This window comes from Natronospira sp. (assembly GCF_007134575.1).
Classification (GTDB): Bacteria; Pseudomonadota; Gammaproteobacteria; order Natronospirales; family Natronospiraceae; genus Natronospira; species Natronospira elongata.
On record NZ_SLKM01000193.1, the window covers coordinates 1 to 15532 of the forward strand.

Consider the following 15532-nt stretch of genomic DNA (forward strand, 5'->3'; position numbering starts at 1 on the left):
CGCGGATAAATCCGTGCCTACAGGGTGGGATTCGATAAGCCTAGTCGTCGCGCAAGCGAATCAACAACGGCTCAATCCCCTGATCCTCCAACCTCGACCGGGTGCGGTCCAGGCGTTCGGCATCCTCGATGGGGCCGACGCGGACGCGGTAATAGGTCTGGCCATCGTCAATGGTGACCCGCTGGATATGGGATTCGAAACCCGCCATGCCCAGCTCCGCCCGCATGCGGTCGGCGTCGGACTCACTGCGGAATGAACCCACCTGCAGGATGTAGCGGCCTTCCGGGGTGGGTTCGACGCTTTCCCCGCCCTCCGGCTCCCGGACCCGGACCTCCTCCTCGGGGACCACGACCTCAAAGCTTTCCAGCATGCGGTAGAAGTTGAAGCGGCTGCGGCCTTCCTCGGCCTCGTCGCCCTCATCCGACTCGGCCTGTTCCCGGGCCGCCTCCAGGTCGAGTTGCGGCAGTTCCGTGTCCGACTGCTGCAGCCAGGTGACGGCCATGGCGGCGCCAAAGCCGAGCACGAAGCCGGCAATCAGCCAGACCCATCCAGGTGTCGTCTCCACGGGATCTTTCCTCCTGGCCTGTCCGGCGTTCTTGTAGTCCCTGGGCATGGCGGTCCTTTCCCTGCGCTTACATGGATTCCGGTGCCGACACGCCAATCAGTGCCAGCCCATTGGCCAGTACCTGGCGTGTGGCTTCCACCAGGCATAGCCGGGCATTGCGGATCTCTTCTTCCAGCACTAGGAAGGTGTGGGCGTTGTAATAGGTGTGCAGGTCATTGGCCAGGTCCCGCAGGTACTGGGTGAGCTGATGGGGCGCCCGGTTGCGGGCCGCGGCCTCCACCACCTCGGGGAAACGGGAGAGGGTGACCATGAGCTGGTCCTCATGATCCTCGTCCAGCTGATCCAGGTTGGCCAGACCAGTGTCCCGGCTGTACTGAAAGCCCTTGTCTTCCGCTTGCTGGAAGACACTGCAGATGCGGGCATGGGCGTACTGCACGTAATAGACCGGGTTATCGCTGGACTGGGACTTGGCCAGCTCCAGGTCGAAGTCCAGATGCTGTTCATTGGAACGCATGACATAGAAAAAGCGCGCCGCGTCCCGGCCCACTTCCTCGCGCAGCTCCCGCAGGGTCACGAAGGAACCCGAACGGGTGGACATCTGCAGTTTTTCCTTGCCCCGGTAGAGATGGGCGAACTGCACCAGGCGCACTTCCAGGGAATCCCCCGGCTGACCCATGCCTTCCAGGCCGGCCTTGAGCCGGGCGATGTAGCCGTGATGGTCGGCGCCGAGAATATCGATCAGGCGGTCATGGCCCCGCTCGCGCTTGTTCAGGTGGTAGGCGATGTCGGAGGCGAAATAGGTAGCCTGGCCGTTGTCGCGCACCACCACCCGGTCCTTCTCGTCGCCATACTTCTCGGCCGCGAACCACTTGGCGCCGTCCTGTTCATAGACGTCGCCGCTTTTCTCCAGCTCCTCCAGGGCATGATCCACCATGCCGCCGCTGGTTAGGGAGCGCTCGGAAAACCACTCATCGAATTCGGTGCCGAAGGCCGACAGGTCCTCGCGAATGTCGGCAAGAATGTCCTCAAGCGCAGTGAGGAACACGGTCTGGAAGGCCTCCTCGCCGAGCAGATGACGGGCGCGGCCGATGAGCCCGTCAATATGGGCTTCCTTGTCCCCGTCGGGGGCGTCCTCGGGCAGGCCATGGAAGACCGACTCCACCGGCTGCTGGAAGGCCTCGCCGTGTTCCTCCCGCAACTGGCGGGCGATGTCGATGATGTAATCGCCGCGATAGCCGTTGCTGGGGAAACGCAGCTCGGCACCCCCCAGTTCCAGATAGCGCAGCCAGACCGAGGTGGCCAGGATGTCCATCTGCCGGCCCGCATCGTTGACGTAATACTCCCGGTGAACCGGATGGCCGATGGCCTCGAGCAGATTGCCCACGGTGCTGCCATAGGCCGCACCCCGGCCATGGCCCACATGCAGGGGGCCGGTGGGATTGGCGGAGACAAACTCCAGATGAATCTTCTCGTCCCGGCCGATATCGCTGTGACCGAAGCGCGTGCCGCGCTCAAAGACCTCTTCCACCACCGCATGCCAGGCCTGGGGGCTGAGGAAGAAATTGATGAAGCCGGGCCCGGCGATCTCCACCTTCCGGACCAGATCCGAGGCCGGCAGGGCCTCGACAATGGCTGCGGCCAGCTCCCGGGGATTCCGGCGCGCCGGCTTGGCCAGCATCATCGCCAGGTTGGCGGCAAAATCCCCGTGCTTGCGGTCGCGGGCCCGCTCCACCTGAATGGCCGTCCCGCGGGTCTCCTCGGGCAGCACACCTTCTTCCACCAGGCCCTTGAGGGCCTGCTCGAGCAACTGGCTGATTTCTTCCTTCACGATGCGACTTCCGGCTGGATTAAAAGCCGAGATTCTAACATTAAAGGCATCCCCTTCCGGTGGTCATGGCGCTGGAAGGCTTGTCGATCGGGTCGGAATGGTGACCCTGCCCCGTCGTCGGGAGAAAAAGAAACGGCGCCGGGGACTGCCCGGCGCCGCTGCTGGGTGGGCCTTGCGCTACCGCGCCTTACCAGATGAGTTCACCGCTTTCGCGATCGAGCACGCCGAAGCCGACGGCGGATTCGCCGTTTATTCGGCTGAACATGCCGCCCACATAGACGCGGCCCTCGTTGACGTGGATGACACTGACCGAATCATCGGGCTCCGGCGTCCACTCGCTATCAAGTCCCCCGTCCCCGTCGATCGCGGCCAGACTGCGGCCATCGAGTGCGGTGATGCGACGTGCACCGGCCAGAATCCGGTCCCCATCAACCGCCAGGGCCCAGATAAAGCGCCGACTCGACTCGGGCGCCCAATCCTCCAGATCACCATTGTCGGCATTGAAGGCGGCGAAGTGATCGCGGTCTTCACCGTCGGCCTGCTCAATATTCCCGGCCACATAAACGACGCCGTCGGCCGCGGCGAGACGCTGTTCCTGGCTGAAGGAACTGGCCACCGGGCCATCACCCGCATCCCAGCCAGTCACCACATCGCCATCGCCGCCCGGCTCGACCGCGACGATGTTGTTGCGGGTCTGTCCGCCCACTTCATTGAACTCGCCAGCCAGGAAGATGCGATCATTGTGGTAAGTCATGGCCACTGCGGTGTTGTTGTGGTCGCTGATCTGCGGGTCCCAGCTCTGCAGACTGCCATCCTGGACGCTGACGGCCGCGGCCCCTTCCCGGTCAACCGAATTGACCGCCCTGAAGCGACCCGAGAAATACAGCGAGCCCTCATGCACGAACATGTCCCGGACCGGTCGACCGCTACCTGAAACATCGGCCTGCCAGCCGTCCACCAGCTCCCCATCTGATGCCTGCAGGGCAGCCATGCCATTGTGATCTTCCCCGTTGACCTCGGAGAATGGCCCGCCCATAAAGAGGCGGTCACCATCGAGCAGTAGCTCGTGTACGGCCCCGTTGGTACTGGGCCTCCAATCCGGATCCAGGACGCCCGTGTCCAGGTCGTAGGCCGCCAGGTTCTCTCTCTTGTCGGTGGCCAGGGCAGTGAGCGTCCCGCCCAGGAGAACCCGGTCGCCGTCCAGGCCGATCGCTTCTACCGGTACATTGACCAGGCCGGAATCGAGAACCTCGCCGGCAACGTCAGCCCGCCATTCATGGGGTTCCGCATCGACACGGTCCACAACGGCAATGTTATGTCGGTCATGGCCATTGTCGTCGCCCTGGGTCTTATTGCCTTCATCCGTGCTGGACAGGGGACCGGGGCCGCCATCATGGCCCAGCCGATGAAAGTGACCGCCAAGGTAGATGTGATCGTCATGGGCCGCGATGGCGCGGACGGTGGGGGGATCAATTGAATCGCCGTACAGGCCTGGATCCCAGTTACCATCCAGAGTGCCGTCGCCGATCGCTACGGATGCAGCACTCATGCGTTGTTCACCATTGACGGCATGGAAAGTGCCTCCGATATACAGCCGACCATGGTGATTGGCCATGGCCCGGACCTGACCACTGACGGCCGTTGCCCAGTCGGCTTCGGAAAGTACATTCGCACTCTCCAGCTCAATGGCCGCGATGTTCTGGCGGCTGACCCCATCGATCTCGTCGAACATGCCACCGGCATAGAGGCGATTGTTATCGCTGAGCAGATGATGAATCAGGCCGGTATTCTCGGAGGTCAGGTTCCAGTCGGGCAGTTCGTCACCGCTGTTCAGGTCAATCGCCTTCAGGCCGCCCTTGAAGCCGTCCGGGTGAGCGAACCCGCCACCCACGAACAGCTTGTCCTCGTGGATATGCAGTGCCGAAACGATGAGGGGCGAAAGGGCTTCGCCGGGGTTGTCGGATAGCAGCTCTCCCGTCTCAGCGTTGACTGCAGCCAGCTGGGCCCGTGGTTCGCCATTGGCGATCTCGAATGGGCCCCCGAGGTAGAGTGTGCCGTCATGCAATTCGGCATCGTAGGCGCCCATATTCACGAGGTCTCCGTCGGGCATCCCGGCCGGTGCCGGGGCATTGGCCGGAATGCTGACCGGCCCGCCTGAGTCTTCCGTGGTGACCTGGAAATCCGGATCCAGCCGGCCACTGGCGTCCAGGCGTTGCAGCATGTGCAGGTCGTCACTGTCCGGGGCACGGAAGATGCCCGCCAGGTACCAGCCACCTTCGCCATCGGGAATGGCCCGCCGCACGATGCCATCCAGATCCTGGCCGGCATTGATGGCGAGGCCACTCGTTCCGCTGTCCACGCCAGGAACCAGCAGCGCTGCGGATTGCTGTAGGCCGATCCACTGGAAATTCCCGCCGACATAGAGGCGTTCCTCTCCGGTCTCCAGGGCCTCAATCCAGACATTGCCATCGAAGCTAATGGGTTTGCCCGCGCTGAGCACGCCGCTACCGGGGGCGCTGATGCTGGTGTCGGTCTGCAAGGCGAAATGCATCACGGTGCCGGCCTCCACGCCAAGCGCTTCCAGCTCAAGCGCCATCTCGTCGCCGTCACCGGCGGTGGCGTCCTGAATCACGCCGGAATCCGCGCATTGCCCAAGATTGTGCCAATCGCAGTCGGGATCGCTGGAGTAGAGCAGGTCGGCCTCTCCCGGACCGATCTGGTGCACGGTGACAGTGCCCGGTTGGCCCGAGAGGCCAATGACGGTGAAGTCTTCGCAGCTAACCAGCACATCATCAATGTCCTGGTCAGCAATCATGCCGCTGCCATTGTCCACCTGGCAGGCTTCACCATCCGGCGCGCTCGTCACGGTCACGGAATAGGACTCGCCTTCCTCGATCTCGGAATCGAACTGGAAGCTGCCGGGTGCATCCAGCGTGAGGGTTTCCTGGTCGTTGAGGGTGAGCAAGAGGCCGGCGCCGCTCATGTCCTCCACTACCCCGCCGACCAGGTAGCTGTCCTCTTCGGGGCCGCCAGGAAGTCCGTCGGCATCCTCGTCATCAGCGTCCATGCCGTCGGCCAGGCAGCCGGCCAGCAGGATCGCCGGAAGCAGGCCACCGAGGGCGGCTGCACGAATCAATGATCGAGACTGCGAGGTCTCCCTGAAAATGAGGTGATGGTTACTCATTTAACCCTCCATGAACCTTGAAATACCATACCGCCTGACCCGCGTAACACGGGCCGGGGGAGTCCGTATATTCAGGCTAATGTCAGGCAATGGACGACGACCACCCCCCATACAGGGGCCCTAGGAGCTCACCCTGGCGGCTTCAGAACAACTCCACCGGATCCACATCCAGCGACCATCGCACCTTGCGGGCCGATTTCAGTCCTTCCAGGGCGGGGGTCCAGGGGGCCAGCAGGCGGTGCAGGGGGCGGCGGCCGTCGGCCTGGATCAGGACCTGGGCCCGGTAGCGGCCGGCGCGGCGTTCCATGGGAGCGGGCAGGGGGCCGAGCAGCATGATCGATGACTCGGCCTGGCGACGACCCAGTTCGGCGGCCTCTTCCAGGAAGGCATTGACCGCTTCCCGCTGGTGGGCCTCGGCCCGCAGCAGGGCGAGATGACTGAAGGGCGGAAAGCCGGCCTCCCGGCGTTCGCTGAGCGCCGCCCGGGCAAAGGCCGGATAACCTCCCTGGATCAGGGTCTCGAGCAGGGGATGGTCCGGCGCCCGGGTCTGAATCAGGACCTCGCCGGCGGCTTGCCCGCGCCCGGCCCGACCGGCTACCTGGGTGATCAACTGGGCCATGCGCTCCGGGCCACGAAAGTCCGCGCTCATCAGGCCCTGGTCGGCGTCAATCAGACCCACCAGGGTGAGGTTGGGGAAATCATGGCCCTTGGCCAGCATCTGGGTGCCGATCAGCAGCTGGGCGCTGCCGTCGCGGGCCCTGGCCAATAGGCTGTCCATTCGCCCCCGTGCGCGGGTGGTGTCACGGTCGATGCGGACCTGGCCAATGCTCGGGTAGCGACGGCTGAGGATCTGTTCCAGCTGCTCGGTGCCCTGCCCGGCAACCCCCAGCTTGTTGCTGGCGCATTCCGGACAGGCCCGTGGCAGTCGCCGGCTGGCGCCGCAGTGATGGCAGTCCAGGCTGCCCCGGGCCCGGTGATAGGTCATGCGGGCATCACAGCGACTGCAGTCGGCGGTCCAGCCGCAATGATTGCAGACCAGCACCGGCGCATAGCCGCGGCGGTTGAGAAACAGCAGGGCCTGGTGGCCTGCCTCCAGGTGGGCATCCAGGCGTTGCAACAGTCGCCCGCTCAAGCCCCCGTCCAGGTTCTGGCCGCGGATATCCACCACCCGCAGTTTGGGCGGGCGGGCGTCCCCGGCCCGCTCCGGCAGGCTCAGCCGGCGATAGCGACCGTCCTCGGCATTGCGCAGGCTTTCCAGTGCCGGGGTGGCCGAGCCCAGGACCACCGGGAAGCCCTGCATGCGGGCGCGCACCAGCGCCAGGTCGCGGGCCGAGTAACGAAAGCCATCCTGCTGCTTGTAGGCCGGGTCGTGTTCCTCGTCCACCACGCACAGGCCCGGCCGGGGCAGGGGCATGAACACCGCCGAGCGGGTGCCGATGATGACGTCCAGCGACCCGTCGCGGGCCAGTAACCAGGTATCGCGGCGTTCCCGCTCGTTCATGCCCGAGTGATACAGGCCCACCCGGGCCGGCAGGGCGGCTCGAAAGCGGGCGGTGAGCTGAGGGGTGAGGGCGATTTCCGGTACCAGCACCAGGACCTGCTCGCCCCGCGCCAGGGCCGCCCGGATCCCGGCCAGATAGACCTCGGTCTTGCCGCTGCCGGTGACCCCTTCCAGCAGATGACAATGAAAGCCGCCCAGGCCCGCCTCGATGGCCTCCACCGCCGAGGCCTGGGCCGGGTTTAGCGTCACCGCCTCGCTGCCCTCACTGGCCGGCGGCGCGGCGGGCTGTCGCGACTCTTCCACCACCAGGCCCTTGTCCGCCAGGCGCCGGGCCACGCCCTGCCAGCCATCGCCCAGATCCCGCAGCTCACGGGCCGGCAGTTCGCCCCCGGCCTCACGCAGGCGGGCGATCAGTCGCTGCTGACGGGGGGCGCGGGCCAGCGCGTCCAGGTCCTGCTCACGGCCTTGCTCGCTCAGCCGCCACCACTGCTCCGGCTTGCGACCGGCATCCGCCTCCCGGCGCAGAGCCGCCGGCAGCAGATGGTCAAAGACCTCCCCCGGCGGGTGGTGGTAGTAGGCCGCACACCAATGCCCCAGTTGCATCAGCGGGGCCGGCACCAATGCCTCCTCATCCAGGCGTCGATCCGCCCGCCGCAGACGGTCGCGGGGCAGGCTGCCGGCCTCCGCCTGGGTCTCCACCACCAGGCCCACCACGCGCCGACTGCCAAAGGGCACCCGGACCCGGCAGCCGACCGGGTCGCGACCCGAATCAGCGGCCGGCGGCAGGTAATCAAACAGCCGCCGCAAGGGTGAGGGGATGGCCACCCGCCAAATCCGTTCAGCCACCCCACACCCCCGCCGGTAAAGTTTCCACAGAAGCTGTGGATAACAATGTGGAAGACTTGGGTTTATCTGCCTCTAGGCCCATTGATTACTGGCTTCGCTTTAGATTGATCAATTTTTCACCGAAATCTCTATTTATAGCGAAATCAGTGAGTTACGTATTTTGCTTCAGGCCCATTATAAAGTAATGCGCCTGAAATCCGGTAAACGACGGCCATGTGCATAAGTCAAGCCCAGAACCGCCCGGCGAAAATTTTTTCCCCGGCCTGTCAACGCCGGCCGGGCTCGCCCGTTATGTTCAGTGTAAAGGCCGCGAATGGAGGGCCAGACCGAAGCGGAGGGGGAATGCAGCACAGTCTGGATGAATTCCTCGCCTCGGTCGAATTGAGGGCCTTCCAGCTTGCCCGGATGCGTCTGGGCAACAGCGAGGATGCGCATGACGTGGTCCAGGACGGCATGGAGCGATTCGTCGCCCATTATGCCGGCCGGCCCCGGGAAGAGTGGAGTCGCCTCTTTTACGGCATCGTCCACAACCGGGTCCGGGATTACCAGCGCCACAGCCAGGTGCGACAGCGCTGGCAGCAGGCCCCGGCCTTCGCCGACGACGAGCCGGGCCGCGAGGACTTGATCGAGCGCGCGCCCGCGCCCTCGTCCAGTCGGCCGGAGGAGTGGCTGAGCAACGCCTCCGGGATCGAGGCCCTGGTGGCCGCCCTGGAGGACATGCCGGAGCGTCAGCGCGAGGCGGTCACCCTGAGGATTATTCAGGGTATGGATGTGAGCGAGACGGCCGCCGCCATGAAATGCTCGGCCGGCAGTGTGAAGACCCATTTGTCACGGGCCCTGGCGAAATTGCGAGAGGTTCTGGGAGCGCATCGATGAGCAGCGAACAGGAACATGACGAAGCCGAGATTCGCGCCCTGCGCGAGGCCTTCGAGGCCGGGCTCGCCGAGGTCGATGAGCTGGATCGCGCCCGCCTGCGCCGGGCACGGCGAGAGGCACTGAAGCAGCCTCGAGAAGCGTTGCCGCTGCCACGTCCGGCGCGCTGGCAGGTGCCGGTGGCCCTGGCCGCCTCGCTGGGTCTGCTCAGTCTGATGCTGCTGCCCATGCTGAACGGCGGCCCGGACCAGACCATCGAGAGTGATTGGGCCGAGGCCCGGAACGATGTCTCTGACCTGGAAATATTGCTGGCCGAGGAAGACATGACGCTATACGCGGATCTGGATTTCTACCTCTGGCTGGAAGCGGAATTGAGTGCACGGGAGGACGCCAAGGATGCGGGCTAATGTCCTCTGCAGTCTGACCCTGGGTGGCCTGGCCACGCTGGGCCTGGCCATCCCCGGCACTGCCGGGGAGGCGCCCGACCCGGAACTCCTGGAGTTCCTGGGTGAATTCACGGGGGAGGATGGTGAGTGGGTGGATCCCATGGATCTCTACCTGCTCGACGAAGAGGCGATGGACGGTCTGCTTCTTGAAGAAGACCCGGACTCGCCCAAGGAGGATGACCATGAGCACTAATATCGTTGGGGGGCGTAAGTGGATGGCCGGTCTGTGTGCACTTGTCGTGGGCACGGCGATGGCAGGCACGGCGCTGGCCAGTGTGCCGGAATGGAATGACCTCAGCGACCGCCAGCAGGACGTGCTGGCGCCGATGGCGGAGCGTTTTGACCGCCTCCCGGCCGAGCGCCGGGAAAACCTGGCCCGCGGCGCCGAGCGCTGGGCGGAAATGGACGACGAGCAGCGCGAACAGGCACGTGGTCGTTTCCGTGAATGGCAGGACCTGGACGAGGACGAGCGTCACGGCATCCGTCAGCGCTATGTGGCCTTCCAGAGCCTGCCGCCCCAGGCCCAGGACCGCGTGCGTGCGGCTTTTGAGCGCTACCACGAAATGGGCCCGGAAGACCGCCAGGAATTCCGCGAGCGCTGGCAGGAAATGAGCCCCGAAGAGCGCCGCGAGTTCGCCCGCGAACGCCGCGAGCAGGCCATGGAACGCCGCGACGAAGCCCGCGAACGGGGCATGGAACGCCGCGAAATGCAGCGGGAAATGCGCCAGGATCGCCGCGAAATGCAGCTGGAACGGCGTGAGCAACGCAGAGAACAAAACCGGGATCGCCGCGACAACCGCGGCGGCCGGTAACAGGTCCGGACGGAATGTAACCCCCCCCCGCGTTCCGTCCGTTCAAGACCCCGGCCGTTTGGTCGGGGTCTTTTTTTTTGGAGGGTCGCTGACCCGGGGTGGCCACCCCAGCGACCCCTGGAGAGCCAAATATCCCGTAGGAGCGGATTCATCCGCGATTTAGGCTTCGGTTGCCGCCCAATCGCGGATAAATCCGCTCCTACGGCCGGGGGTAGGGCCTTGGAGTGGGGTCGCGCGTCTACGGCGCAGATGCCCGCCTGGCAGTGCCTTATAGCTCGTAGCTCGCCGCTCGCCGCTAATAATCCCCGCCGTTATCGTCTTGACCGTCATTGTCGTCCGTCACCACCGGTGGCTCGTCCTGGTCGATATACTCGAACGACCAGCTACCGTGGACATCGCCGTCTTCGTCAACCACTTCCACCGTCCAGGTGCCGGTCCACTCGGGCACCAGGCGCTTGCTGGACCAGGTCCGCCAGCGCGGGCCGCCCACGGTCAGTTCTACTTCCGCTTCCACATCACCGTCATGCTTCCAGCGGTGGGTGAGGGTGTGGCCCTCCATGTCGCGAAACTCGGTGAAGAACAGCACCAGCTCATGATCGTTACGCAGTTCCTCGATCTCGTCCACCGGCTCACGTTCCTCCACGGCGGTGGTGAACTGGGCGCGATAGACGCCGTGTTCGTCGGCGAGCACCGGGCTACCCAGGCCGAGGGCCAGCACTGCCACCATGCTCAGGCCGGTCGTCAGCTTGATCTTGTTCATTGTTCATCCTCCCTTTCTGGCGATTGTTTGGCTCAGGGCTCCAAAGGATAGCCCAAGCCCGGCGCATCGCCAGCCTTTGATCCCCTATAATGGCCGCTTTTCACCGGGACGCTGTGCATGCAGGAACTGCTGATTCTTCTCCCCATTCTCCTGCTGGTCGGGGTACTGGCCGGCCTGCTCGCCGGTCTGCTGGGGCTGGGCGGCGGCATCGTGGTGGTCCCGGCCCTGTTCTGGATCTTCCGTGCCCAGGGCATCGAAGCCGAGCTGGCCATGCCGGTAGCGGTGGCCACCTCGCTGGCGACCATGGTGCTGACCACCGCCACGGCTGTCCGAACCCACTGGCGGCAGGGCACCACCCGCCGTGATCTGCTGCCCTGGCTATTGCCGGGGATTGCCATCGGTTCGGTAATTGCGCCGCTGGTGGTGGCCCAGATTTCGGCGACCTTGCTCACCGCGCTGTTTGCCGGTTTTATGTTTCTGGTCGCGTTTCGCATGATCCTTCCCCAGCGGCCGCCCGAGCAGGCCGGCCGGGCCCGGGCACCGGAATTGCTCTTCGGCGGGGTGGGGGTGGCCACGCTCTCGGCCATGCTGGGAGTCGGGGGCGGGATTCTTACCGTGCCCTGGTTGCAGTGGCGGGGCCTGGCCATGGCCCAGGCGGTGGCGGTCTCGGTCACCGCCGTGCTGGTGGTGGGGGTGATCGCCACCGCCGTCTATGCCCTGATGGCGGTGGACAGCCCCATCCCCGCCACCATCGGCCTGGTCCAGTGGCCCTCGGTGTTGGCCATTGCCGCCACATCCATGGTCTTCGCCCCCCTCGGCAGTCGTCTCGCCCGGCGCCTGCCCGATCGGCTGCTGCGCCGCACCTTCGCCCTGGTTCTGCTGCTGGTTGGCCTGAGCATGCTTCTCTGAGCCGCGCCGCCTGCTAAACTGCCGGTGTCGAGGCCGGCGCGGGGGAGGCCGGCCCACGGCCAAGTACTTGCCGTCACGCTTTGAGCACGCTTTCAGAGAGGGAGAAGCCATCATGCCGTCACGCCGCCTGCCGTCCGCCACCCTGGCCCTGGCCTGCCTTGTGGCCGCCAGCGCCGTCCAGGCCGAGGACCGCCGCGACTTCTGGTCCATCAACGCGGGGATCGCCTGGGCCTGGGATGATCACATGTTCCGGGATTTCGACGGTAACGACATTGCCACCTTCGCCAGTGGCACCTGGGGCGTGGGTCCAGATTTCATGCCCGAGTGGATGGGCTACGAGACCGAGCTGGGTCTGACCCTGACCGATGGTCGCTGGCTGGGCGAGGACTGGTCCATGCAGCATTTGGGCAGCTACCTCACCGGGCAATGGGGCAGTGAGCGGCTCTACCTCAAGCTTCGCGGCGGGGTGGCCTACAACCGGGTCAAGGTCGGCAGCTTCAGCGGCGACGACTTCGGCATTGCCGGTGGCGCCGGGCTGGGTTTCCAGATCCTCGGCCAGCCCCTGGAAGTGCACTTCAACGCCATCGACGGTGACGTCACCACCATCACCGCCCACTGGCACTTCTAGGCAATCCGGCAGCCCAGCAAAGAAAAAGCCCCGCCGGTCTGGCGGGGCTTTTTTCGTATCAGGCCTTGTTGCAGCCGCTTAGCGGATCAGCACGAACAGGGCTCCGTCGCCCCGGCGGACATTGAGCACCAGGGCATCGGCGTCCTGCAGGGCCTCGCGCAGTTCACTCAGGTTCCGCACCGGCTCCCGATTGACCGAGGTGATCACATCACCGGAGCGCAGATGACGGGCGGCGGGGCTGCCCCGTTCCACCTCGTCCACCAGCACCCCTTCCACGCGACCGAAGAGCGGGGAGCGCTCATCCAGCTCGCTGAAGCTGGCGCCGGCCAGGCGCTGGTGCAGTTCCTCGGCCTTGACCGAGGTTTCTTCGGGGTCGGAGATGACCGCGGTGACCGTAAGCTCGTCACCATTGCGCAGGATCTCCAGGCTGACTTCCTCGCCCACCCGGAGCAGGCTGACCCGGGTGACCAGCTCGCGGATGCTGGTAATCGGCCGGTCATTGAGGCGCACGATCACATCGCCTTCCTCGATGCCGGCTTCCTCGGCGGCGGAGTTGGGGGCCACCTGAGTCACCAGGGCGCCGCGATGGCGATCAATGCCCATGGCCTCGGCAAAGTCCGGGGTCAGGTTCTGCACCGACACGCCCAGACGGCCCCGCCGGACCCGGCCTTCCTCGAGAATCTGGTCCATGATGCCGCTGGCCAGATTGGTGGGGATGGCAAAACCGATGCCGATATTGCCGCCGCGGCCGGAGAGGATGGCGGTGTTGATCCCCACCAGGCGCCCGTCCAGGGTCACCAGGGCGCCGCCGGAGTTACCCGGGTTGATGGCGGCATCGGTCTGGATGAAGTCCTCGATGCGGCCATCGCCCCCGCGCAGGGCCCGGCCCAGGCCGGAAACGATGCCCGAGGTGACGGTATGGTCCAGGCCAAAGGGGTTGCCGATGGCGACCACGAAATCCCCCACCCGAACCCGGTCGGAATCGGCGATCTCGATCTGCTTGAGGTTATCGGCGTCGATGCGGATCACCGCCACATCGCTCTGCTCGTCCGAGCCCACCACCTCGGCCTCGTAGGTCCGGTTGTCATGCAGGTGGACCGAGATCTGGTCGGCATTATCAATCACATGGTGGTTGGTCAGGATGACCCCGTTTTCCGCATCCACGATCACCCCGGAGCCCAGGCTCTGGGTCTCCCGCTCCTGGGGCTGGTCGGGCATGTCGAAAAAGCGCCGAAAGAAGGGGTCGTTGGCGAAGGGGTGCCGCTGCACCTCCACCGTGCCGCGCGTGGAAATATTGACCACCGCCGGCGAAACCTCTTCCAGCATGGGTGCCAGCGAGGGCAACTCCCGTCCCTGGCCGTCTGTGGCTGGCAGCGCGGCCTGAGCCGCAAAACTCAGTACAAACAAGCTCAGAACACCTGCGAATTTGGGCAGGATGGCTCTGCTCATGAGTGGTCTCTCCTCATGCATGGGTTGAAAAGTGGTTAATCGACTTCCGACGTCTATAAGAAGACTGCAAGCGTTTCGCCGGGTTCCCCGAAGGCCGGCTGAAGTTGCCGATTCTCGCGTTTTTCCGCCGCCGTTACCATCCCCCCGTGAGGGGGGTGACAGGCCGGGCGGGATGGACAAAAAAATGGCCCGGGCAAGCCCGGGCCAGTCCTGATCTGACAGCGCGCGGCCGGTTGTTCAGCCCTTGACCTGAATCCGGCGCGGCTGGACCTTCTCCTGCTTCGGAATCACCACTTCCAGCACGCCGTTCCTGCTCTCGGCGCTGATCTTGTCGGCATCCGCGCTGTCGGGCAGCACGAAGCGCCGGAAGAACTGGCCGGAGACGCGCTCCACGCGGCGATAGCCGTTGCGCTCTTCCTTGTTTTCCTCGGTCCGCTGACCGCGGATGGTCAGGGTGCCGTTCTCCATGGTGATCTCGATGTCATTGGGGTCCACGCCGGGCACGTCCGCATGCAGGATGAAGCGGTCCTGCTCCTCGCGGATGTCCACCGCCGGGGCCCAATCGGACACCTCACCGGTCTCGCTCTCATAACCGGGGACACCGTCAAAAATCGTGTTGAGTTCATTCTGGAGCTGATTCATCAGACCCCAGGGCCGACGACGATACGGGCTAATGTTCATTGCCATGGTCATCACCTCCTGATGTTTCCGGGCTGATTGCCTGGATATGCCGTTCTGATATCCGATTTAGGGGCGCTCGTCCCCGTTTCAAGACCCCCGATCGTGGTTTTCTTGACGATTATTCAAATCCGGCGGCTTTCTGACGCGGCCCTGGCCATCCCCAACACAATATCTTGGGGCGCCCAGAAACCTGCCCGAGACCTTAAGTGCCTGAATTTACCCACGTTAGGGCCCTGGAGCGTGCCCCGTGCAAGCTGTCAAGTCCTTGTTTTGCAGTTATTTTTCGATATGATGCCCGGCCCGTGAAATTTCTTGACAGGGATTCCGGCCCTGCTACGCTAGTTGTTATTCGTCACAAGATATTGTGTTTTGTCATCCCCAGCTTATCCACAGAGTTGTCCACGGGGTGACAGATCACGGGAGCGAGCACCGGCCACGCCGGTCGCGTCGAACGAGAGGGGAAGGACTCCAGTCCAAGTAATTAAGCCAGGCCGTGGCCGACAAGCGCGTGCGCGCGCGTGTGCCCGGTCAATAAATAATCATCAGGAGGCAACATGAGCACCGCGCTTGAAATGGACAAGACAGCAGTAAAGGCGATCCCCGTCCAGGATGCGTCCGTGGACATCTGGGACAAGAAGTATCGCCTCAAGACCAAGGATGGCACCGTCCTCGACGAAACCGTCGATGACACCTACAAGCGCGTCGCCAGGGCCCTGGCCGAGGTGGAAAAGCCCGATGCCCGCGAACACTGGTACGAGCGTTTCCTCTGGGCCCTGCGCCAGGGCGCCATCCCGGCCGGGCGGATCGTGTCCAACGCCGGTGCCCAGGCACACAAGCCGGCCACCTCCACCATCAACTGCACCGTCTCCGGCACCATCAAGGATTCCATGAACGACATCCTCGGCAAGGTCCACGAGGCGGGGCTTACGCTCAAGGCCGGCTGCGGCATCGGCTATGAGTTCTCCACCCTGCGGCCCAAGGGCGCCTATGTCTCCGGCGCCGGTGCCTACACCTCCGCCCCGCTGTCCTTCATGGATATCTACGACCGGA

Annotated in this window: 14 protein-coding genes; 7 read left to right on the plus strand and 7 right to left on the minus strand. The window is 64.7% G+C overall.

Translation table 11 applies throughout. The features are described from left to right. Positions 1-40: 40 nt before the first annotated feature. The 4 genes from ACJWXQ_RS07435 to ACJWXQ_RS07450 form a co-directional block, all read right to left on the minus strand. Complete coding sequence (locus ACJWXQ_RS07435) at positions 41-613, minus strand: SPOR domain-containing protein (protein ID WP_346052302.1); 573 nt, start codon at positions 611-613, stop codon at positions 41-43. A gap of 19 nt (positions 614-632) precedes the next feature. Beyond that, a complete protein-coding gene (argS, locus tag ACJWXQ_RS07440; protein WP_346052304.1) occupies positions 633-2393 on the minus strand; it encodes an arginine--tRNA ligase in 1761 nt (586 codons plus the stop codon). A 187-nt stretch (positions 2394-2580) separates the two neighbouring features. Next, positions 2581-5577, minus strand: coding sequence for a hypothetical protein (locus ACJWXQ_RS07445; protein ID WP_346052306.1), 2997 nt, complete (start codon positions 5575-5577; stop codon positions 2581-2583). Between the two features lie 142 nt (positions 5578-5719). Then, positions 5720-7924, minus strand: coding sequence for a primosomal protein N' (locus ACJWXQ_RS07450; RefSeq protein ID WP_346052308.1), 2205 nt, complete (start codon positions 7922-7924; stop codon positions 5720-5722). Positions 7925-8266: 342 nt separating this feature from the next. On the opposite strand from ACJWXQ_RS07450, the gene ACJWXQ_RS07455 reads away from it, so the two are divergent. Genes ACJWXQ_RS07455 through ACJWXQ_RS07470 form a run of 4 tightly spaced genes read left to right on the plus strand, consistent with a single transcriptional unit; the run spans position 8267 to position 10055 of the window. Further along, entirely contained in the window at positions 8267-8800 is a 534-nt protein-coding gene (locus ACJWXQ_RS07455) for an RNA polymerase sigma factor (protein ID WP_346052310.1), read from the plus strand. Beyond that, positions 8797-9204, plus strand: coding sequence for a hypothetical protein (locus ACJWXQ_RS07460; RefSeq protein WP_346052312.1), 408 nt, complete (start codon positions 8797-8799; stop codon positions 9202-9204). The genes ACJWXQ_RS07455 and ACJWXQ_RS07460 overlap by 4 nt, the downstream gene beginning before the upstream one ends. Next, positions 9194-9436 (plus strand): hypothetical protein, encoded by a 243-nt coding sequence (locus tag ACJWXQ_RS07465; RefSeq protein WP_406672505.1) that lies wholly within the window; start codon positions 9194-9196, stop codon positions 9434-9436. Before ACJWXQ_RS07460 ends, ACJWXQ_RS07465 begins: the two co-directional genes overlap by 11 nt. Continuing rightward, complete coding sequence (locus tag ACJWXQ_RS07470) at positions 9426-10055, plus strand: DUF3106 domain-containing protein (RefSeq protein WP_346052316.1); 630 nt, start codon at positions 9426-9428, stop codon at positions 10053-10055. The genes ACJWXQ_RS07465 and ACJWXQ_RS07470 overlap by 11 nt, the downstream gene beginning before the upstream one ends. Positions 10056-10350: 295 nt before the next feature. Here ACJWXQ_RS07470 and ACJWXQ_RS07475 read toward each other — a convergent pair whose 3' ends face one another. Beyond that, complete coding sequence (locus ACJWXQ_RS07475; RefSeq protein ID WP_346052318.1) at positions 10351-10815, minus strand: DUF2914 domain-containing protein; 465 nt, start codon at positions 10813-10815, stop codon at positions 10351-10353. A gap of 117 nt (positions 10816-10932) precedes the next feature. Between ACJWXQ_RS07475 and ACJWXQ_RS07480 the strand changes: the two genes are divergently transcribed. Together ACJWXQ_RS07480 and ACJWXQ_RS07485 are read left to right on the plus strand one after the other, a co-directional pair. Beyond that, a complete protein-coding gene (locus tag ACJWXQ_RS07480) occupies positions 10933-11724 on the plus strand; it encodes a sulfite exporter TauE/SafE family protein (protein WP_346052320.1) in 792 nt (263 codons plus the stop codon). A 112-nt stretch (positions 11725-11836) separates the two neighbouring features. Beyond that, on the plus strand, positions 11837-12352 hold the full coding sequence (locus ACJWXQ_RS07485; protein ID WP_346052322.1) for an outer membrane beta-barrel protein: 516 nt from the start codon (positions 11837-11839) through the stop codon (positions 12350-12352). A 78-nt stretch (positions 12353-12430) separates the two neighbouring features. Here the strand turns inward: ACJWXQ_RS07485 and ACJWXQ_RS07490 are convergent, their stop codons facing one another. Both ACJWXQ_RS07490 and ACJWXQ_RS07495 read right to left on the minus strand, forming a co-directional pair. Then, positions 12431-13801: a DegQ family serine endoprotease gene (locus ACJWXQ_RS07490; RefSeq protein WP_346052324.1), complete on the minus strand. Its 1371-nt coding sequence runs from the start codon at positions 13799-13801 to the stop codon at positions 12431-12433. Positions 13802-14038: 237 nt separating this feature from the next. Then, positions 14039-14476, minus strand: a complete 438-nt coding sequence (locus ACJWXQ_RS07495; protein ID WP_406672507.1) for an Hsp20/alpha crystallin family protein — start codon at positions 14474-14476, stop codon at positions 14039-14041. Between the two features lie 560 nt (positions 14477-15036). Between ACJWXQ_RS07495 and ACJWXQ_RS07500 the strand changes: the two genes are divergently transcribed. Then, positions 15037-15532 (plus strand): ribonucleotide reductase N-terminal alpha domain-containing protein (locus ACJWXQ_RS07500; protein ID WP_406672506.1); only part of this gene is annotated, 496 nt, incomplete at its 3' end.

What these genes read in the sequence shown, in the direction of transcription:
- ACJWXQ_RS07435 (WP_346052302.1), bottom strand. Translation starts at nt 613, where the DNA reads ATGCCCAGGGACTACAAGAACGCCGGACAGGCCAGGAGGAAAGATCCC.
- ACJWXQ_RS07445 (WP_346052306.1), bottom strand. Translation starts at nt 5,577, where the DNA reads ATGAGTAACCATCACCTCATTTTCAGGGAGACCTCGCAGTCTCGATCA.
- ACJWXQ_RS07455 (WP_346052310.1), top strand. Translation starts at nt 8,267, where the DNA reads ATGCAGCACAGTCTGGATGAATTCCTCGCCTCGGTCGAATTGAGGGCC.
- ACJWXQ_RS07460 (WP_346052312.1), top strand. Translation starts at nt 8,797, where the DNA reads ATGAGCAGCGAACAGGAACATGACGAAGCCGAGATTCGCGCCCTGCGC.
- ACJWXQ_RS07465 (WP_406672505.1), top strand. Translation starts at nt 9,194, where the DNA reads ATGCGGGCTAATGTCCTCTGCAGTCTGACCCTGGGTGGCCTGGCCACG.
- ACJWXQ_RS07470 (WP_346052316.1), top strand. Translation starts at nt 9,426, where the DNA reads ATGAGCACTAATATCGTTGGGGGGCGTAAGTGGATGGCCGGTCTGTGT.
- ACJWXQ_RS07475 (WP_346052318.1), bottom strand. Translation starts at nt 10,815, where the DNA reads ATGAACAAGATCAAGCTGACGACCGGCCTGAGCATGGTGGCAGTGCTG.
- ACJWXQ_RS07480 (WP_346052320.1), top strand. Translation starts at nt 10,933, where the DNA reads ATGCAGGAACTGCTGATTCTTCTCCCCATTCTCCTGCTGGTCGGGGTA.
- ACJWXQ_RS07485 (WP_346052322.1), top strand. Translation starts at nt 11,837, where the DNA reads ATGCCGTCACGCCGCCTGCCGTCCGCCACCCTGGCCCTGGCCTGCCTT.
- ACJWXQ_RS07490 (WP_346052324.1), bottom strand. Translation starts at nt 13,801, where the DNA reads ATGAGCAGAGCCATCCTGCCCAAATTCGCAGGTGTTCTGAGCTTGTTT.